At 53.5% G+C, this 19,921-nt stretch carries 15 protein-coding genes, 3 tRNA genes and 1 other RNA gene; 10 read left to right on the forward strand and 9 right to left on the reverse strand.

Features of this window, described 5'->3' with window-relative positions; all coding sequences use genetic code 11:
• The first annotated feature begins 26 nt into the window (after nt 1-26).
• From PZBJ_RS23625 to PZBJ_RS23645, 5 genes are all read left to right on the forward strand, one after another.
• A tRNA-Val gene (locus PZBJ_RS23625) sits at nt 27-103 on the forward strand.
• A 3-nt stretch (nt 104-106) separates the two neighbouring features.
• Nucleotides 107-183, forward strand: a tRNA-Val gene (locus tag PZBJ_RS23630).
• A gap of 20 nt (nt 184-203) precedes the next feature.
• Nucleotides 204-280 (forward strand) — tRNA-Val (locus PZBJ_RS23635).
• 342 nt (nt 281-622) lie between these two features.
• Nucleotides 623-2,035, forward strand: coding sequence for a pyruvate kinase PykF (gene pykF / locus PZBJ_RS23640; protein ID WP_101764554.1), 1,413 nt, complete (start codon nt 623-625; stop codon nt 2,033-2,035).
• A gap of 304 nt (nt 2,036-2,339) precedes the next feature.
• Nucleotides 2,340-2,576 (forward strand): major outer membrane lipoprotein, encoded by a 237-nt coding sequence (locus tag PZBJ_RS23645; protein ID WP_007892735.1) that lies wholly within the window; start codon nt 2,340-2,342, stop codon nt 2,574-2,576.
• 75 nt (nt 2,577-2,651) lie between these two features.
• On the opposite strand, the gene PZBJ_RS23650 is transcribed toward PZBJ_RS23645, so the two are convergent.
• The 7 genes from PZBJ_RS23650 to sufA form a co-directional block, all read right to left on the reverse strand.
• Nucleotides 2,652-3,638 carry a L,D-transpeptidase family protein gene (locus PZBJ_RS23650; protein WP_101764555.1) on the reverse strand — a complete coding sequence of 329 codons (987 nt, stop codon included), beginning with the start codon at nt 3,636-3,638 and terminating at the stop codon, nt 2,652-2,654.
• Nucleotides 3,639-3,699: 61 nt separating this feature from the next.
• A complete protein-coding gene (gene sufE, locus PZBJ_RS23655) occupies nt 3,700-4,116 on the reverse strand; it encodes a cysteine desulfuration protein SufE (RefSeq protein WP_101764556.1) in 417 nt (138 codons plus the stop codon).
• Nucleotides 4,117-4,136: 20 nt separating this feature from the next.
• Nucleotides 4,137-5,360 carry a cysteine desulfurase SufS gene (gene sufS, locus PZBJ_RS23660; protein ID WP_101764557.1) on the reverse strand — a complete coding sequence of 408 codons (1,224 nt, stop codon included), beginning with the start codon at nt 5,358-5,360 and terminating at the stop codon, nt 4,137-4,139.
• Complete coding sequence (gene sufD / locus PZBJ_RS23665; RefSeq protein WP_101764558.1) at nt 5,357-6,634, reverse strand: Fe-S cluster assembly protein SufD; 1,278 nt, start codon at nt 6,632-6,634, stop codon at nt 5,357-5,359. Before sufD ends, sufS begins: the two co-directional genes overlap by 4 nt.
• Nucleotides 6,609-7,355 (reverse strand): Fe-S cluster assembly ATPase SufC, encoded by a 747-nt coding sequence (gene sufC / locus PZBJ_RS23670; protein ID WP_008102973.1) that lies wholly within the window; start codon nt 7,353-7,355, stop codon nt 6,609-6,611. The genes sufD and sufC overlap by 26 nt, the downstream gene beginning before the upstream one ends.
• Before the next feature lie 34 nt (nt 7,356-7,389).
• Nucleotides 7,390-8,883: a Fe-S cluster assembly protein SufB gene (gene sufB, locus PZBJ_RS23675; protein WP_101764559.1), complete on the reverse strand. Its 1,494-nt coding sequence runs from the start codon at nt 8,881-8,883 to the stop codon at nt 7,390-7,392.
• A gap of 7 nt (nt 8,884-8,890) precedes the next feature.
• Entirely contained in the window at nt 8,891-9,265 is a 375-nt protein-coding gene (gene sufA / locus PZBJ_RS23680; RefSeq protein WP_007892717.1) for a Fe-S cluster assembly scaffold SufA, read from the reverse strand.
• A 389-nt stretch (nt 9,266-9,654) separates the two neighbouring features.
• Between sufA and PZBJ_RS23685 the strand changes: the two genes are divergently transcribed.
• The gene (locus PZBJ_RS23685; protein ID WP_101764560.1) at nt 9,655-10,059 is read left to right on the forward strand and encodes a hypothetical protein; all 405 of its coding nucleotides are present in this window, start codon (nt 9,655-9,657) and stop codon (nt 10,057-10,059) included.
• Nucleotides 10,060-10,089: 30 nt separating this feature from the next.
• Here PZBJ_RS23685 and ydiJ read toward each other — a convergent pair whose 3' ends face one another.
• The gene (gene ydiJ / locus PZBJ_RS23690) at nt 10,090-13,143 is read right to left on the reverse strand and encodes a D-2-hydroxyglutarate dehydrogenase YdiJ (RefSeq protein WP_101764561.1); all 3,054 of its coding nucleotides are present in this window, start codon (nt 13,141-13,143) and stop codon (nt 10,090-10,092) included.
• A gap of 205 nt (nt 13,144-13,348) precedes the next feature.
• On the opposite strand from ydiJ, the gene ydiK reads away from it, so the two are divergent.
• Both ydiK and rprA read left to right on the forward strand, forming a co-directional pair.
• Nucleotides 13,349-14,461 carry an AI-2E family transporter YdiK gene (gene ydiK / locus PZBJ_RS23695; RefSeq protein WP_101764562.1) on the forward strand — a complete coding sequence of 371 codons (1,113 nt, stop codon included), beginning with the start codon at nt 13,349-13,351 and terminating at the stop codon, nt 14,459-14,461.
• Nucleotides 14,462-14,804: 343 nt separating this feature from the next.
• Nucleotides 14,805-14,912, forward strand: an RNA gene (gene rprA, locus PZBJ_RS23700) — antisense sRNA RprA.
• A gap of 99 nt (nt 14,913-15,011) precedes the next feature.
• On the opposite strand, the gene ppsA is transcribed toward rprA, so the two are convergent.
• Nucleotides 15,012-17,399: a phosphoenolpyruvate synthase gene (ppsA, locus tag PZBJ_RS23705; RefSeq protein ID WP_101764563.1), complete on the reverse strand. Its 2,388-nt coding sequence runs from the start codon at nt 17,397-17,399 to the stop codon at nt 15,012-15,014.
• Nucleotides 17,400-17,848: 449 nt separating this feature from the next.
• On the opposite strand from ppsA, the gene ppsR reads away from it, so the two are divergent.
• Together ppsR and PZBJ_RS23715 are read left to right on the forward strand one after the other, a co-directional pair.
• On the forward strand, nt 17,849-18,676 hold the full coding sequence (gene ppsR, locus PZBJ_RS23710) for a posphoenolpyruvate synthetase regulatory kinase/phosphorylase PpsR (RefSeq protein WP_101764564.1): 828 nt from the start codon (nt 17,849-17,851) through the stop codon (nt 18,674-18,676).
• 194 nt (nt 18,677-18,870) lie between these two features.
• Nucleotides 18,871-19,917, forward strand: a complete 1,047-nt coding sequence (locus PZBJ_RS23715) for a 3-deoxy-7-phosphoheptulonate synthase (protein WP_101764565.1) — start codon at nt 18,871-18,873, stop codon at nt 19,915-19,917.
• The last annotated feature ends 4 nt before the right edge of the window (nt 19,918-19,921 follow it).

The raw sequence follows: 19,921 nt of genomic DNA on the forward strand, positions 1-19,921 counted from the left end.
CCCCGCTGTCGCCCTGACAGCGTGTTGCGCTCTTAGCTCAGTTGGTTAGAGCACCACCTTGACATGGTGGGGGTCGATGGTTCGAGTCCATTAGAGCGCACCAAGTGCGTCCGTAGCTCAGTTGGTTAGAGCACCACCTTGACATGGTGGGGGTCGGTGGTTCGAGTCCACTCGGACGCACCAATTTTGTGAATTTCCTCAATGCGCTCTTAGCTCAGTTGGTTAGAGCACCACCTTGACATGGTGGGGGTCGATGGTTCGAGTCCATTAGAGCGCACCACTCTGGTTTTATCTCCTTGCGCAACACCTTTTTCTTGATCTGCATCGTCTATATCGCACCGCTTTTATATTGGTTTTCGCATACTTAGCGACTATACTATGCCGCGTTGTTCCACCTGAAAGGTTTCAGCGCTAACGTGCCTATGCAAACAACTCCAATGATTTGCGCAACACTGATCACTCAGTTCCCTCGCGTACTGCATAACTTCTCTGCACGCTTTGCTTTCGTCTCCTATTCTTATTTCTGTGAAATCCGATCCAACACCATAAATATTCTCACTTCGGTGCCGTGCGCATCGAATCCCGACCTTTATCATCCATCACAACTTATAGAAAACCTGACATGAAAAAGACCAAAATCGTTTGTACTATCGGTCCAAAAACCGAATCTGAAGAGATGCTGACCCAACTGCTGGAAGCGGGCATGAACGTGATGCGCCTTAACTTCTCGCACGGGGATTACGCTGAACATGGCCAACGCATTACCAACATGCGTGCCGTTATGGAAAAAACCGGTCGTCAGGCCGCTATTCTGCTGGACACCAAAGGTCCGGAAATTCGTACCATGAAATTGGAAGGCGGCAACGATGTGTCGTTGAAAGCCGGCCAGACCTTCACCTTCACCACCGATCAGTCAGTCATTGGTAACAGCGAACGTGTTGCCGTGACCTACGCCGGCTTCACTGAAGATCTGAAAATTGGTAACACCGTTCTGGTCGACGATGGCTTGATCGGTATGCAGGTCACAGAAGTGACTGAGAATTCAGTAATCTGTAATGTCCTAAACAATGGCGATCTGGGTGAGAACAAGGGCGTTAACCTGCCAGGTGTCTCCATTCAGCTGCCTGCATTGGCGGAAAAAGATAAGCGCGACCTGATCTTTGGTTGCGAGCAGAACGTTGATTTCGTCGCCGCTTCGTTTATCCGTAAGCGTTCTGACGTGCTGGAAATCCGTGAGCACCTGAAAGCGCATGGCGGCGAGCATATCCAGATCATCTCGAAAATCGAGAACCAGGAAGGCCTGAACAACTTCGACGAGATCCTCGAAGCCTCAGACGGCATCATGGTTGCTCGTGGCGACCTCGGCGTTGAGATCCCGGTTGAGGAAGTGATCTTCGCGCAGAAGATGATGATTAAGAAATGTAATAAAGCACGCAAAGTGGTCATCACCGCGACGCAGATGCTGGATTCCATGATCAAGAACCCACGCCCTACCCGCGCGGAAGCCGGCGACGTGGCGAACGCCATCCTCGATGGTACCGATGCGGTCATGCTGTCTGGTGAGAGTGCTAAAGGTCGTTATCCACTGGAGTCGGTCACCATCATGGCGACCATCTGTGAGCGTACCGACCGCGTGATGAAATCGCGCATTGACTCGCTGCAGGACTCACGCAAGCTGCGCATCACCGAAGCGGTATGCCGCGGTGCCGTTGAGACTGCAGAGAAGCTGGAAGCACCACTGATTGTTGTAGCCACCGAAGGTGGTAAATCTGCTAAAGCTATCCGTAAGTATTTCCCGGATGCCACCATTCTGGCGCTCACCACCAACGAAACCACCGCTCGTCAGCTGATTCTGAGCAAAGGTATCGAAACTCATCTGGTGAGAGAAATTGCCTCAACTGATGATTTCTACCGCATTGGTAAAGAAATGGCGCTGGAAAGCGAATATGCGCAGAAAGGCGATGTGGTGGTAATGGTTTCAGGTGCATTAGTACCAAGCGGAACGACAAACACCGCGTCTGTACATGTAATCTGATTAGCAACTGAATTTTTATTTAAAAGCGCCTTTTAAAGGCGCTTTTTTTATTGCCGAGGTAATACAAAAGCCAGAAATTTCCAATCGAAATTAACTATTCAAAATCTCGTATGATTAAGGTTAGTCCGATTAAATCTCTCTGTTTTAGCTAATTATTTTCATCATGTTCTGTTAAATGCTGTTTCTTTGAGCGAACGATCAAATTTAAGCATGTTCTCATCAAAAATTTATTCTCAACTCAAAAAGCTTTGTGTAATACTTGTAACGCTACATGGAGATTAACTCAATCTAGAGGGTATAAAGAATGAATCGCACTAAACTGGTACTGGGCGCTGTAATCCTGGCTTCAACTATGCTGGCTGGTTGCTCAAGCAACGCTAAAATCGACCAACTGTCTTCAGACGTTCAGACTCTGAACGCTAAAGTTGATCAGCTGAGCAACGACGTGAACGCAATCCGTTCTGACGTTCAGGCTGCTAAAGATGACGCAGCTCGTGCTAACCAGCGTCTGGACAACCAGGCTCACTCTTACCGTAAGTAAGAGTTCTGGTTTGAAAAATGGTGCCCATGTGGCACCATTTTTTTTGTCCTGATTCTGCGATTCTCTGGTCCGAATTCAGGGCTGCGCCACGGCCTCACCACGCTGCTCCATTGGTACTGCGCTTTCATCTGTCACCGGCTCACCGCTGCTCACTAATACCGGCATCCCTGAACGTCGGGCTATCGCTTCCTTGATCAACGCCGTATCACTCTTCTCGCTCTTCGAGAAGGCTTTAAGCTGCGCTGACTGCGCAATCGGCATGGTTTGCGGATCGTCCTTATCATTACGTGATAACGGCTGATGCACTTCAACGTAGCGCTTACCGTCGGGTTCAATCGCATATTTGATGGGCTGATTGATCACCTGCACCCGCGTCCCTTTCGGCACGCTGTTGAACAGCGCTTCAATATCATCCGGGCGCAAGCGAATGCAGCCAGAACTTACGCGCATGCCAATACCAAAGTCAGCATTGGTGCCGTGAATCAGATACTGACCGGTCCCACGCGCCAGACGCATCGCAAACAGCCCCATCGGGTTATCTGGCCCGGCTGGCACCACGCCCGGCAAGGTAATACCCTCTTTGGCGTAGCGCTTGCGGATATTGGTGGTTGGCGTCCAGGTAGGATTCGGGATTTTCTGGCTGATGCTGGTGACCATGGTTGGCGTCATAGCGCCTAACTGACCGATCCCGATCGGATAGACGACCACACGATCTTCACCTTTCGGATAATAGTAAAGTCGCAGTTCCGCGAGGTTAATCACGATACCTTCCCGTGGTGCATCGGGTAGCAGCATCTGCAGTGGCACGGTTAATTGTGTGCCAGCCTTGGGTAGCCAGGGATCAACGCCTGGATTAGCTTCAAGCATGCCGAGCATGCCTATCTTATAACGTGCGGCAATGCTCTCCAGCGGCCGCTTGTCATCCGGCACGGTGGTCAGGGTGTTTTCGCCAATCAAACGGCTGTTATCGGCTGGTAGGGGATATTCCGTAGCAAATGCAGGTGCAGAGAGTCCGCAACAGGACAACAGCAATGCACCGGCTAAACGTAAGGCTGGTTTCATGCAATTTTCTCTTTGTCGGATAGAACAGACCCCGGTCAAGCCGGGGTCTGGAGAGTGTAACTTAGCTGAGGGTCTGAGCGTTATGCCGGATCGCGCGGATCATCGCTTCCAGCCCCTGCGAACGCGAGGGAGTGAGATGTGAGGTCAGCGCCAATTCGCCGAACCAGTGGCGCACATCGAGATCGAGAATCTCTGACGCCTTAAGCCCTTGATACAGGCTAAATACCACTGCAATCAACCCTTTAACGATGGCGGCATCGCTGTCGCCTTCGAGGGCGATGGTGCCATCGGCCTGCGGGGTCATGCGTATCCACACTTGGCTCTGACAACCTGAAATCACGTGTTCCGGCTGCTGTAAGCTTTCGGAGGATTCTGGTAATTTCCCACCGAGTTCAATGATGTAGAGGTACTTCTCTTCCCAGTTTGCGCAACGATTGAAGTTACGCACTAATCTCTCTTTATCTGGCAAATTCGCCATGAATCACTCCTGAAGTCTGCTCAACCGCCCAGCAGACGATGAATACGGGTCAAACCTGCGGCCAGACGATCGGCTTCTTCTTCGGTGTTGTACAGCGCGAAGGAGGCACGACACATTGCCGGCACCGCATAATGACGCATCAGCGGCATCGCACAGTGATGGCCGGTGCGGATCGCAATACCGTATTGATCAAGGAAACTGCCGACATCAAAGGCGTGATGTTTGCCGAGGTTGAAGGCCACCACGCCGCTGCGACTTTCCGGACCGTAAATCACCAGATCCGGCACCGAAGCCAGTTTGTCCAGCGCATAACGCATCAGCATCGATTCGCGCTGATGAATCACGTCCAGGCCCAGTTCGCTGATCCACGTTAACGCCGCACCCAAACCAATGATGCCGCCGGTATTCGGCGTGCCGGCTTCGAAACGCCATGGCGTAGTATTAAAGGTGGTGCCGGTTGGCAGCACAACCTCCGAAATCATCGAACCGCCGCCTTCCCAGGGTGGCATGATCTCCTGCAACGCTTTACGCGCATACAACACACCAATGCCGGTCGGACCATAAATCTTATGGCCGGAGAAAGCGTAGAAGTCGCAGTCAATATCCTGCACATCCACCTTGTGATGCATCACCGCCTGCGCGCCATCCACCAACGTAATCACACCAACGGCTTTCGCTTGTGCCACGATAGCTTTTACGGGATTGACGGTGCCGAGCACGTTAGAAACGTGGGTGACTGCCAGCAAACGGGTGCGGCTATCGATCAAACCACTCAGCTGTTCCAGCGCCAGCTCGCCCTGCGCATTCAGCGGCAAAACGCGAATTTCTGCGCCAGTGCGCTGCGCCACCATCTGCCACGGCACGATGTTAGCGTGATGCTCCATCTCGGTGACGATGATGTTGTCGCCCGGCTGCAACTGACTGCCGCCCCAACTGTTCGCCACCAGATTGATGGCTTCCGTGGTGCCTTTGACGAAAATAATCTCTTCTGGCGAAGCGGCGTTAAGAAAACGCGCGGCCTGATGACGTACGTTCTCCATGTCGGTGGTCGCCTGCGCGCTCAACGAATGGATACCACGGTGCACGGCCGCATAGCCGTGCTGGTAGAAATAACTTTCCGCATTGATGACCGCGAGCGGGCGCTGTGCGCTGGCCGCGCTATCAAGGTAGGCCAGCGGATGTCCGTTGACCTCACGTTTCAGAATCGGAAATTCCGCTCTGATGCGTTCGAGATCGAAACTCATGACTCAACTCCCGGGATACGCGCGGCAATGCGCTGCAGCACCACCTGACGCAATACCGGATTCTCCAGCGTTTCGGTGAGTTCAGCGGCAAAGGCATGGATGATCATACGCTGTGCGGCACTCTCATCGATGCCGCGCGAGCGCAGGTAGAACATCTGCTCTTCATCAATACGACCAATGGTCGCACCGTGGCTGCACTTCACGTCATCCGCATAGATTTCCAGCTGCGGCTTGGTGTCCACTTCAGCCAGACGGCCCAGCAACAGGTTGTTGTTAGTCATCTGTCCATCGGTTTTCAGCGCGTGCTGCGCCACTTTGATCATGCCGTTGAACACCGCACGACCTTTATCGCGCGCGATGACTTTATGCATCTGACGGCTGGTGCAGTAGCCTTTGTTGTGTTCCAGATAGCTGCGGGTATCGCACACTTCCTGATTCACCGGCAACGACAAGCTGTTGATCGCCAGATTGGTATTTTCGCCATTCAGCTGCGCGCTGGTGTTGTGACGCGATAGGCCCGCACCCAGCAGGAAGCTAGTGGTGGCCACATTCGCATCACGGCCCATCACCACATCATTGTGCGCGAAGTGGTAAGCCTTCTCGCTCTCAAATGACAGTTTGATGTGCTGCAGTTTGGCATTGTCGGCCACGTCGAAAGTGAAACGCGCGCCGGTAAAGTGCGCCACGTCATTCAGCGTGACATAGTGCTCAATCACTTCCGCTTCTGCACTGGCTTCCAGCTGTAGATGGTGGCGATGGTGCACGGTGTTGGTGCCCGCGTCCTGACCGCTGGTGATGTGCAACAGATAAAGCGGTTTAGCCGCTGATTTGCCACGCGCCAGACGAATTGTCGTGGCTTCTTCTGCCAGACTTTCAGTAAGATGCAGAAACACTTCTGGCTGAATCGGTGCCGGCAGCGGACGACGCTCAGAAGCCTGCGCATGCTGAATTTCAAACAGGCCGGTATCACGGCTGCTCAATTCAGCCTGAAAACTGCCGTCAACAAACACCAGACGCACCGCATCAACCGGCAGCGCCAGCGCTTCAACTTGTTCCGGGCTCACTTCCTGCGGCTGCGGCAGCACAAACTGCTGCGCCAACAGGCCATCAAGCGGCGTGTATTTCCAGTTTTCATGCTTACGCGTCGGCAGGCCGACACGCATCAGTTGCTGCCAGTGCTGCTGCGCCTGCAAAGAACGTACGTCACCGCGCGATTCAAACAGATGATGCCACTGCTGCAGGGCGTTATCACTCTTGGTCGGTAAGCCAGCCATAGCCTTGCTCCTCCAACTGTTTCACCAGCGAGAAGTCGCCAGATTTAACGATCTTGCCCTGATACAGCACATGTACGTGGTCCGGCTTGATGTAATCAAGAATACGCTGGTAGTGCGTCACGATGATGAATGAACGCTTACCGTCGCGCAGGCTGTTTACGCCTTCTGCCACGATTTTCAGCGCATCGATATCCAGACCGGAGTCGGTTTCATCCAGGATGCACAGCTCAGGTTCCAGTGCCGCCATCTGCAGGATGTCGTTGCGCTTCTTCTCACCACCAGAGAAGCCCACGTTCACTGAACGGGTCAGCAAATCTTCTGGCATCTTCAGCAGCTGGATTTTATCTTCGATGAAATCCTGGAAGTCGAAACGGTCCAGCGGCTCCTGCTCACGGTATTTACGTACCGCGTTGACCGAGGTCTGCAGGAAAAACTGGTTGCTGACGCCCGGAATTTCCACCGGATACTGGAACGCCATGAAGATGCCTTCACCGGCACGCTCTTCTGGCTCAAGCTCCAGCAGATCTTTGCCCTTGAAGGTGACAGAACCGCCAGTGACTTCGTAATCTTCACGGCCAGCCAGCGTTGCAGACAGGGTACTTTTACCTGAACCGTTCGGTCCCATGATGGCGTGGACTTCGCCCGGTTTCACTTCGAGGTTTAGACCGCGCAAAATCTCTTTGTCTTCAACGCTAACCTGCAAATCTTTAATGCTTAACATACTCTTTCCTTCACATTGCTTCCGGCAACGGGCATCAGCCCACACTGTGCTCAAGGCTGATAGCTAACAATTTTTGCGCTTCCACGGCGAATTCCAGTGGCAGCTCGGAGAAAACGTCTTTGCAGAAGCCGTTGACGATCATTGAGATCGCATCTTCTTCGCTGATGCCACGCTGCAGGCAGTAGAACATCTGATCTTCACCGATGCGCGAGGTGGTGGCTTCGTGCTCCAGATGGGCGGTGTTGTTGCGCGTTTCCACATACGGGAAGGTGTGCGCACCGCACTCGGCACCAATCAGCATCGAGTCACACTGGGTGAAGTTACGCGCGTTGGTCGCGGTTGGCATAATTTTCACCAGGCCACGATAGGTGTTCTGACTCTTACCGGCAGAGATACCTTTGGAGATGATGGTCGACTTGGTGTTTTTACCAATGTGAATCATCTTGGTACCGGTATCCGCCTGCTGGCGGCCTGCGGTCAGTGCGACCGAGTAGAACTCACCGATCGAGTAATCACCGCGCAGAATGCAGCTTGGATATTTCCAGGTGATCGCCGAACCGGTCTCAGACTGCGTCCAGGACATCTTGCTGTGATCGCCTTCGCACAGGGCACGTTTGGTCACGAAGTTGAGGATACCGCCCTCGCCTTCGCCGCCTGGGAACCAGTTCTGTACAGTGGAATATTTCACTTCAGCGTTTTTATGGATGATCACTTCTACCACTGCGGCGTGCAGCTGATAGGTGTCACGCACAGGCGCAGAGCAACCTTCGATGTAGCTGACGTAGCTGTCTTCATCGGCGATCAAAATGGTGCGCTCGAACTGACCGGTTTTTGCCGCGTTGATACGGAAATAGGTCGACAGCTCCATCGGGCAACGTACGCCTTTCGGGATATAAACGAAGGTACCGTCAGAGGCCACAGCGGAGTTCAGCGCAGCGAAGAAGTTATCGTTTGGCGGCACGACGGTGCCGAGATACTTCTGCACCAGCTCAGGGTGATCGTGAATCGCTTCGCCGAACGAGCAGAAGATGATGCCCTGCTCCGCCAGCTTGCCGCGATAGGTGGTTGAAACGGAGACGGAGTCGAAAATCGCATCCACCGCCACTTCACGACCTTCACGCACCGGAACGCCTAACTGGTTGAACGCGTCTTCCACTTCCTTCGTCAGGTAGTCGCTGGACGCGACGCTGCCGGAGGTTTGCGTGGCACCGGGTTCAGAAGCACAGCTGTCATCGCAGTTGCCGCAGGACGGCGCGGAATAATAGCTGTAATCCTGATAATCCAGTTTCTCGTAGTGCGCTTTCAGCCAGTGCGGCTCTTCCATTTGCTCCCAGGCGCGGAACGCCTTGAGACGGAATTCAAGCATCCATTCAGGTTCGTTACGTTTAGCCGAAATGGCGCGCACCACATCTTCATTGATGCCGTGGGCAAATTCTTCAGTTTGTAACTGGGTAAAGAAGCCCTCTTTATAGTTGAGCTTACCTTCCCACATTTGTACATCGTCAGATGCTTCGCTGTGTCGTGACATATTTCACTTACTCGACGCCAAAGCTTTCACCGCACCCGCAGGCGTGTTGAGCTTTAGGGTTGTTGAATTTAAAAATCTGGTTAAGACCTTCGCGGACATAATCCAGCTCGGTACCGTCAACAAACGGCATCGCCTGAAGTGGCACAAACAGTTTTGCGCCGAATTGCTCAAACTGCAGGTCGTCATCGGCAGGATCTTTCACCAAGTCCATAACGTACCCAAAACCGGCACAGCCGGACGTTTTCACACCCAGTTTCAAGCCCTTGACTTCAGGGTCTTGTTCTACCAGGTTAAGAATCTGTTTCGCTGCCGATTCGGTCAGCGTGAGCCCTTTCCAGACGAAATCTTCGGGTGAAAAAGAGTCGGCATTTACTGATGACATTGTGCTACCTCGTATGTCTGGGCCTTTTCAGGCTATCCCCCTATGGTAGTGATATCAGATATCACTTCAACCTCTTGTTTTGCAGGGATAATCATCTCGTGCTGTTTTTTACTGCTGCTTTATTAAGCATAGTCGCTTCAAAGCAGATTGACGGCAGCATTCCCGTGCGCGCCTGACCAACGTAACCCGTTAAATTGTCGTAAAATTTCCAAAATCAATTTTACGTTTCCATCCTGATTGATAGGTTACGCCTTTCCACTATGTAAAGAAATTGTTATTACCGATTTTAGTAACAGGCAGAGGAAATCAATAAAATTTCACAGCGGGAATTGCATTCCTGACGCGGTTTAATATGATAATGATTATCATTAACCTAAAAAGGTGGCGATATGACGCTTACCGTCTCAGCCTGGTTACAACATAAAATCGACGAATATAAGTTTTCGGTGCGTGATATCACCGTTGACTTCTACATGGCTCAGGCAAAGCTCAACCGCACTGATTGCACACTCGACCAACTGCGTCGCTTTAACGACACCTGTCTTGATATGGCAGAAATCTGCGAAATCAACGGCGACGATCACAGCTTTCTGCATGCCATGGGCAAGCTCCATCACCGCTTAGTGCAGGAGATGGGCAATGCCGATCGTGACCGTTTGTTCCGGATTCAGGCCTATCAACTGGCGCGCCTGTCATTAACACGCTTGTGTCATCAACTGGCGCTCAGCGGCGAGTGGGATCAAGCCACCCGCCTGCAGAGTGATTTTGTTCGCCACGCAGGCTGGATATTCTAATCCAGCTTTGTGACGTCTCCTACAATTTGTTTACATCATTTCCAGTAATGCTTGCAGTGGATGACGCATGCCATTGCCTTCTGCGCGTTTTACCTGGCTACGACACGAAAAACCGGTTGCCAGACAGCGCTGACGCGGCAGCTTTTGCAATTGCGGATGCCAGGACAGCTCATAAATCCCCAGCGAATTCTCCAGGTTTACGCTTTCATGGCCATAGGTTCCCGCCATTCCGCAGCAGCCCACATTGACGTTTTCCAGCTTCGCACCAAAGCGCGCAAAAATGCTCTGCCACTGATTCGGCGTGGACGGTAGCGCGGTCACTTCGGTGCAGTGCGCAAACAGATACCAGGCTTCGCCGCTGGCGGTTTGCTCCGCACGTGCCGACAAGGCGGTTTGCAGCCACTCATGCACCAGCTGCACGTTAAACTCGCCGCGCTGCTCGCCCAGCACCTGATGGTACTCATCGCGGTAACAGAGCACGGTCGCCGGATCGACACCGACCATCGGCATGCCCAGTTTTGCCACGCGATTGAGAAAATCAGCGGTTTTGCTGGCGGTGCGCGCAAAGCGCTGCAGGAAGCCTTTCACATGCTGCGCCTTGCCATTCGGTGAGAACGGCAGCAGCACCGGACGATAACCGAGTTTCTCAATCAGCTTGACGAAATCGGTGACCAGCTGTGCCTCGTAATAGCTGGTAAAGGGATCTTGTACCACCAGCACGCAGTTTTCGCGTTGCGCCGCATCCAGCGCTTCTAACTGCTCCAGCGTCAGGTTCATCGCCGGATGGCCGCCTAACTGCTGCTTGAGGCTCGGCGATGACAGCAGCGGCAAATCCACCATGCCGATATGCTTTTTGCTCAGCTCGCGCATCCACGGCTGCTTGAGGAAAAAGTTGAACACCTTAGGCGCTTTGGCCATCAGCGGCGCGTAACTCTCCACGGTGGCTACCAGATGATCGCTCATCGGGCGCAGATAGCGGGTGTGATACAGCTGCAGGAAGCGTGAACGGAAGTTCGGCACATCGATCTTGATTGGGCACTGCGTCGAGCAGGCTTTACACGCCAAGCAGCCCGACATCGCCTCTTTCACTTCGTGCGAGAAGTCATATTCGCCCTGATTTGCGTGCCAGGTATTACGCGTGCGCTGAATCAGCGTACGCAAGCTGGCGCCCTGTTTCGGCAGCGCCTGCTCAAGTTGGGTAGGATCCACGCCCTGCTCGGAGAGCAAACGCAGCCATTCACGCGTGAGTGTGGCGCGCCCTTTCGGCGAGTGAATGCGGTTGCGGGTAATTTTCATCGACGGGCACATTGGGCTACGTGCATCGAAGTTGAAGCACAAACCGTTGCCATTACACTCCATCGCACCGCGCCACTCGTTGCGCACCGTAACCGGAATCTGCCGATCGTAGGTGCCGCGTTTCACCGCATCAACCTGCATCATCGGTTCATCACTGCCGAGCGGCGTACAGATTTTGCCGGGATTCATGCGGTTGTCAGGATCGAACGCGGCTTTGATGCGGCGCAGCTCATTGAATAACGTTTCGCCAAAGAACTCCGGGCTGTACTGCGCGCGGAAACCTTTGCCGTGCTCGCCCCACAATAAACCGCCGTAGCGCGCGGTCAGCGCCACCACTTCATCAGAGATCTGCTTCATCAGCAGCTCCTGCTGCGGATCGCACATATCCAGCGCCGGACGCACATGCAGCACGCCAGCATCCACGTGCCCAAACATGCCGTAGCTCAGGCCGTGGCTGTCGAGCAGCGCGCGAAAATCGACGATATAATCCGCCAGCTGTTCTGGCGGCACCGCGGTATCTTCCACAAACGGAATCGGCTTGGCGCGCCCTTTGGCATTCCCCAGCAGGCCAACCGCTTTTTTGCGCATATTATAGATGCGCTCAATGCCGCCTAAATCGTCACACAGTTGATAGCCAATCACGCCGCCCAACTGCTGCTGCATCAGCTCATCTAAGCGCTGACATAGCGTGCTGATCTGCTGCTCAATCAGTTCGCCATCATCACCGGCAAACTCCACGATGTTGAGCCCCAGCAACTGTTTATCTGGCACATCGGTAATTAATTCATTTACCGAATGCCAGACGATATCTTCTCGCGCCAGATTCAGGACTTTTGAGTCCACGGTTTCCACCGACAGCGCTTTGGCTTCCACCATTAAAGGGGCGTTACGCAGGGCCGAGTCGAACGAATCGTATTTGATGTTGACCAGACGGCGCACTTTTGGGATGGGCGTGATGTCGAGGCGTGCTTCGGTAATAAAGGCCAATGTGCCTTCCGCGCCGCACAGCAAACGCGTCAAATCAAACGTCTGCAAATCGTCGCTGAACACATGACGCAAATCGTAGCCGGTCAGGAAGCGATTGAGCTTGGGGAATTTCTCCAGAATCAGATCGCGCTGTTCGCGGCAGCGACTCAACACCTGCTGGTAAATGCGCCCTTCTGCGGTCGGCGTGCTGGCCAGCTGTTCCGCCAGTTCAGTCGGCATGGCGCGCGTATCAAGGATGTCGCCACCCAGTAGCACCGCGCGCAGGCCTTCAACGTGATCGGAGGTTTTGCCATACACCAGTGAACCCTGGCCTGAAGCATCGGTGTTGATCATGCCGCCGAGCGTGGCGCGGTTGCTGGTGGAGAGCTCCGGCGAGAAGAAGAAGCCATACGGCTTGAGCCACGCATTGAGCTGATCTTTCACCACGCCCGCTTCAACCCGCACCCAACCTTGCTCGGTGTTGATTTCCAGGATGCGGTTCATGTAGCGCGACATATCCACCACGATGCCCTGATTCAGCGACTGTCCGTTGGTGCCGGTGCCGCCACCGCGTGGCGTAAACACCAGGCTGGTAAAACGGGTTTCACCGGCAAGGCGCGCAATCAACGCCACATCCGCCGTCGAGCGCGGAAACAACGCCGCATCAGGCAGCAGCTGATAAATACTGTTGTCGGTGGCAAGCGAGAGGCGATCGGCATAGCTGGTGGCGGTATCGCCGGTAAAGCCTTGCTCTTTCAAGGACTGCAGGAATGTCAGCACCAGTTGAACGAGGCCCGGTGCCTGAGAAATCTGTGGGATCATTATTGAGTGACCGAGATGTTGTAAACGTTTGCGTCGTGATTTTTTTCAGCCCTTGGTTTTATCATACTTTTCTGCTGGCTGCTGTTTTTTCAGGAAAGCGCGCCGCCGTCGCTGCTTTTCCTGTTTAATTTTCAGGAAATAGATCATCATTAATCAGGGCTGTTCAGCCCCACTCTGAAGGATTCAATCGAGGTTAACCGTTGTGATGAAAGACCTGCAACGCGGTATGGATTTACCGCAAATGCTGTTTTCACTGATGTTCATTCTAATCATGATCATCGCCAGTCTGTGGGTGGTGCAGCCCTTTATTCTTGGCTTCGCCTGGGCCAGCATGGTGGTGATCGCCACCTGGCCGTTGATGATTCGTCTACAGCACATGTTGTGGGGACGCCGCTCGCTGGCGGTGATCGCCATGACCATTTTGCTATTACTGTTGTTTATTATTCCTATCGCCCTGCTGGTCAGCAGCCTGATTGATAACAGTGCGCCGGTGATCGCCTGGGCAACGCAGCGCCATCTGGTAATGCCTGACTTCGATTGGTTGCGACAGATTCCCTACGTCGGCAGGAAACTCTACTCGAGCTACCACAAATTAGTGGATGGCGGCGGCGCGGCGATGCTGAATCAGGTGCAGCCTTATATTGGTCGCACCACCGGCTTCTTTGTGGCGCAGGCCGGCCACTTCGGCCGCTTTATGATGCACCTCATCGTGATGCTGTTGTTCAGCGTGCTGCTTTACTGGCGCGGCGAGCAGGTGGGCCACGGCATTCGTCATTTTGCCTATCGCATGAGTGGACGACGTGGCGATGCCGCAGTGCTGCTGGCCGGTCAGGCGATTCGTGCTGTGGCGCTAGGCGTGGTGGTCACCGCGCTGGTTCAGGGCGTGCTCGGCGGTATTGGTTTAGCCATTTCCGGCATTCCTTACGCCACGCTGTTAACCGTGTTGATGATTCTGACCTGCCTGGTGCAGCTCGGGCCGCTGGTAGTGTTAGTGCCAGCGATCATCTGGCTGTACTGGAGCGGCGATACCACGTGGGGCACGGTGCTGCTGGTGTGGAGTTGCGTGGTCGGTACGCTGGACAGCGTGTTGCGTCCGGTGTTGATTCGCATGGGTGCCGATCTACCGATGATCCTGATTCTTTCCGGCGTTATTGGCGGATTGATTGCTTTCGGTATGATTGGGCTGTTTATCGGTCCGGTGGTGCTGGCGGTTTCTTATCGTCTGGTTTCAGTGTGGATGCATGAAGCGCCCGAACCGGATGACGATGTGCAGACCGCCATCGAAGCGTTGGCCGATCACGAAGAAGAACTACATTAAGCGATCCCCGCCGGGTCGCCGTTTATGGCGACCTCATTCACATTAACTCCCACTCAGCGAAGATACACGATCTCTCAGTTTTACACTGGCCTTACTTTAACCCGCCTAATGCCCCAACTTCGCCCCCGCGCATTTCTTACTGATAATAATTTTTTTCCTTAAGCGATTTTTAAGAAAAAACGCAGTTTTAGGCGCTTTAGGCGGAATTCTCTTACGGAATGATTATTTTTACAGCTGAATTGCCGCTTAGCAGGGAAGAAAAAGGCCACGAAAGGTTATCAGCTTTAAACTAATAAGAGGATTCTTAAAGACGCCAGCGAGCCTGATCAATAACATGTTTCCTATGTTTTGAATCAAGCTACTGATTTCTAAACAACCTTATTCCCCTGAGTAAAGTGAAGAATTGCTGTGTGTAGTCTTTGCCCATCCCCTGTGATGGGCTTTTTTTTGGCTTTTTTTTAGACAAAAAAATAAGGCCAGCGGCGCTGACCTTGATAATTACACTAATGACACATCAGATTCTCATCTGATGCATCAAATTACCGCCTGGTTAATGTTTGGATGCGTTCAGCTCTGCCAAACTCAACCAGGTTTCAACCACGGTATCCGGATTAAGCGACAGGCTATCAATGCCCTGCTCCATTAACCATGCCGCAAAGTCCTGATGATCCGACGGTCCCTGACCACAAATACCGACGTATTTGCCCTGTTTTTTTGCCGCTTTGATCGACATCGATAACAGCGCTTTCACGGCATCATTACGTTCATCAAACAGCGCGGACACCACGCCAGAGTCACGATCGAGGCCCAGAGCCAGCTGTGTCATGTCGTTAGAGCCGATGGAGAAGCCATCGAAGTGCTCGAGGAACTGCTCAGCCAGCAAGGCGTTGGACGGGATCTCACACATCATGATCACTTTCAGGCCATTCTCGCCGCGCTTCAGACCGTTTTTCGCCAGCTCGGCGACCACCGCTTCGGCTTGATCGACGGTACGCACGAACGGAATCATGATTTCAACGTTGGTCAGCCCCATTTCGTTACGCACGCGCTTCACCGCTTCGCACTCCAGCTTGAAGCAGTCGCGGAAGTTGTCAGCAACGTAGCGACCGGCGCCACGGAAACCGAGCATCGGGTTCTCTTCTTCCGGCTCATAACGCTCGCCACCCACCAGGTTGGCGTATTCGTTGGTTTTGAAATCGGAAAGACGAACAATCACGCGCTTCGGCGCAAATGCGGCACCCAGCGTCGCAATCCCTTCGGTTAGACGGCCGATGTAGAACTCAATCGGGTCATCAAAGCCTTTCATCATCTGACGAATCTGCTGCTGCAATTCCGGCGTTTGCTGATCAAACTCCAGCAACGCTTTGGGATGCACGCCAATCATACGGTTGATAATGAACTCCAGACGCGCCAGGCCAACACCTTCGTTCGGCAAGCAGGCGAAATCGAACGCACGATCCGGATTACCGATGTTCATCATGATCTTCAGCGGCAGTTCCTGCATGGTATCGACCTGCGAGCTGGTCACTTCGAAGTCCAGCAGTTGGTCATAGACATAACCGGTATCACCTTCGGCGCAGGAAACCGTGACTTTGTGGCCATCTTTCAGGTGATCGGTGGCATCGCCACAGCCCACCACCGCCGGAATGCCCAGCTCACGCGCGATGATCGCTGCATGGCAAGTACGACCGCCGCGATTGGTGACGATGGCTGAGGCTTTCTTCATGATCGGTTCCCAATCGGGATCGGTCATGTCGGTTACCAGCACGTCGCCTTTTTCAATGCGATGCATCTCGCTGATGTCGTGGATGACTTTGACTTCACCAGCACCGATGCGATGACCAATGGCGCGGCCTTCGACCACCACGTTGCCTTTGCCCTGCAGCGTATAACGTTCCATCACCTGACCGTTGGAGCGCACCGTTTCCGGACGCGCCTGCACGATGAACAGTTTGCCGGTGTGGCCATCTTTCGCCCATTCAATGTCCATTGGGCGTTTGTAGTGCTGCTCAATCAGCACCGCCTGACGCGCCAGCGCCTGCACTTCATCATCGGTTAAGCTGAAGCGATCGCGCTGTTCCTGCTCGACATCTTCAATCCGCACCTGCTCGCCATGCTCCTGCGAATCCGCATACACCATGCGCAGCTTTTTTGAGCCCATTGTGCGGCGCACAATCGCCGGACGATTGGCGGCCAGCGTTGGTTTGTGCACGTAGAACTCGTCGGGGTTCACCGCGCCCTGCACCACCATTTCGCCCAAACCAAAGGCGGAGGTGATAAACACCACTTGATCAAAGCCCGATTCGGTATCAATGGTGAACATTACGCCCGACGAGGCGAGGTCCGATCGCACCATGCGCTGAATACCGGCCGAGAGCGCCACGCCGCGATGGTCGTAGCCCTGATGCACACGGTAGGAGATGGCACGATCGTTAAATAAGGAGGCATAAACGTGCTTCACTGCGATGATGACCGCGTCATAACCCTGCACGTTAAGGAAAGTCTCCTGCTGGCCGGCAAACGAGGCGTCGGGCATATCCTCGGCGGTGGCTGACGAGCGCACCGCAAAGGAGGCGTCGGCATCATCAGCAGAGAGTTGTTCGTAGGCGCTACGAATTGCCGCTTCCAGTTCAGGCTGGAATGGCGTGTCGATCACCCATTGACGAATCTGTTTACCCGCTTGCGCGAGCTCAGCAACATCATCAACATCCGTTTTATCCAGCAAATCATAGATCCGCTGGTTCAGTCCGCTTTGATCGAGGAACAGATTAAACGCGTAAGATGTGGTCGCATAACCGTTTGGTACGGAAACACCCAGCGACGACAAATTCGTAATCATTTCTCCAAGGGAAGCATTCTTGCCTCCCACCCGATCAACATCATGCATGCCAAGCTGGTTGTACCAGAGCACTAGCGACTGTTGGTCTTGATTGGACATTGAGATTATCCTTTTAAATGATGTGAATACACATGGAACATTTTGCTATTCGCCAAACCAGCCTGGCACAACCGATTAATAAAGACTAAGTGTTGAATCGTTAAAGCAGGAAAAGAAAGACAAAATCGGATTAGTACTTAGAATTAATTGTGTTGCGCAACCGCCCTATTTCACGCTAATAGATTGCTGAAGCGATATTTTTCCCCTTTTCAGAGGGTTAGCGATTGATTTTTGTTGCGCAACGCCTTCACACTTTATTTCATGCGCGAAAAGGAAAATGCGCGAAAATAATGCTTTTCAAAACAGCATTTCATCTAATATTGATTATTCGCTGATTCATCTTTGTGAGCGCAATAGCGGACAATATGGATATTTCATTTTAATATTATTTAAAATGAAATATTGTCATCGACAACTTGGGCATTGCCAGGCAAGAGGATATTTGCACTATGAACACTGAACGCAGCGTATTCTACATCTCTGATGGCACCGCCATTACCGCCGAAGTGCTGGGCCATGCGGTGTTGTCCCAGTTCCCGGTGATGACCCACAGCGTGACGCTGCCATTTGTCGAGAATGTGCAACGCGCTCAGGCGGTTAAAGCGCAGATCAACGCGCTCTACCAGCAGAGCGGCGTGCGCCCGCTGGTGTTCTTCTCCATCGTCACACCCGACGTCCGTGAAATTATTCTCGAAAGCGAAGGCTTTTGTCAGGACATCGTGCAGGCGCTGGTAGCACCGTTGCAGAGCGAACTCGGCGTGGCGTCAATGCCGGTGGCGCACCGCACGCACGGTTTGACCGCCAGCAACCTCGGTAAATATGACGCGCGCATCGCCGCCATCGATTACACCCTTGCGCATGATGATGGCATTTCCCTGCGCGGCCTCGAAGATGCGCAGGTGATTCTGCTCGGCGTATCTCGCTGCGGGAAGACGCCCACCAGCTTGTATCTGGCAATGCAGTTTGGCGTACGTGCCGCTAACTATCCGTTTATCGCCGATGATATGGATAACCTGAAACTGCCGCCGGCGCTGCGTGCACATCAGCATAAGTTGTTTGGTTTAACTATCGACCCGGAACGCCTGGCGGCGATTCGCCAGGAGCGCGCGGAAAATACCCGCTACGCTTCGTTGCGCCAGTGCCGTCTCGAAGTAGGCGAAGTGGAAGCGCTGTTCCGCACCAACCAGATTCGTTATCTCAACAGCACCAACTATTCGGTGGAAGAGATCGCCACCAAAATCCTCGATATCATGGGTCTGAGCCGCAGCATGTATTAGGTTTCTCTGCCGGTCGCCATAAGTGGCGACCTCCCGCCACATACCGGGCCTGTATTGCAATCGTAAAGTCTGGCTTCCGTCTGTTTTAAGACCTTTGTTTTTAGCAGGTTGAATTCGCAGGCTATTAGTTTATTGTGATCACCATCACTTCCCGGTATTTCACCGCTGCGAAGAACAAATTTTTGAGAATCTCAATGAACAAGACTGATGAACTGCGTACCGCGCGCATCGGTAGCCTACTGACTCCGGCTGCGCTCGCGCATGAACACCCTATTTCGGCAGAGATTGCCGCCAACGTCACCGCTTCCCGCCAGCGCATCGCGCGCATTCTGACCGGTGAAGATCCGCGTCTGCTGGTGATTATTGGCCCTTGCTCGCTGCACGATCCTAAAGCGGCAATTGAGTATGCTGAACGTCTGAACGTGCTGCGTGAGCGCCATAAAGATCGTCTGGAAATCGTGATGCGTGCCTATTTCGAAAAACCGCGCACCGTGATTGGCTGGAAAGGTCTGATCTCAGATCCCGATCTGGATGGCAGCTACGATGTAAACCGCGGCATCGCCATTGCGCGCAAACTGCTGCTGGATATCAACGCGCTGGGCATGCCAACCGCCACTGAATTCCTCGATATGGTGATCGGCCAGTTTATTGCCGACCTGATCAGCTGGGGCGCGATTGGCGCGCGTACCACCGAAAGCCAGATTCATCGTGAAATGGCGTCAGCGCTCTCCTGTCCGGTCGGTTTCAAAAACGGCACCGACGGCAACGTGCAAATTGCGGTCGATGCGATTCGCGCCGCGCGTGCCAGCCACATGTTCCTGTCACCGGATAAAAACGGTCAGATGACCATCTATCAAACCAGCGGTAATCCGCATGGTCACGTGATCCTGCGCGGCGGTCGACAGCCGAACTATCACGCCGAAGATGTGGCGGCGGCAGCGGCCAATCTGCGCGACTTCAATCTGCCGGAGCAATTGGTGATCGACTTCAGCCACGGCAACTGCCTGAAGCAGCACGGTCGTCAGCGTGACGTTGCCGATGATGTGGCGGCGCAAATCCGTGCCGGATCGCGCGCGGTTGCGGGCGTGATGATCGAGAGTTTCCTGCAGGAAGGGAATCAGAAAGTGGTGAGCGGTGCGGCGCTGACCTATGGTCAGTCAATCACCGATCCGTGCCTCGGCTGGGAAGACAGCGCCGAGGTGCTGGCAAAACTGGCTGCCGCGGTCGACAGCCGTTTTTAATGCT

Source organism: Pantoea endophytica (assembly GCF_002858935.1).
GTDB lineage: Bacteria > Pseudomonadota > Gammaproteobacteria > Enterobacterales > Enterobacteriaceae > Pantoea > Pantoea leporis.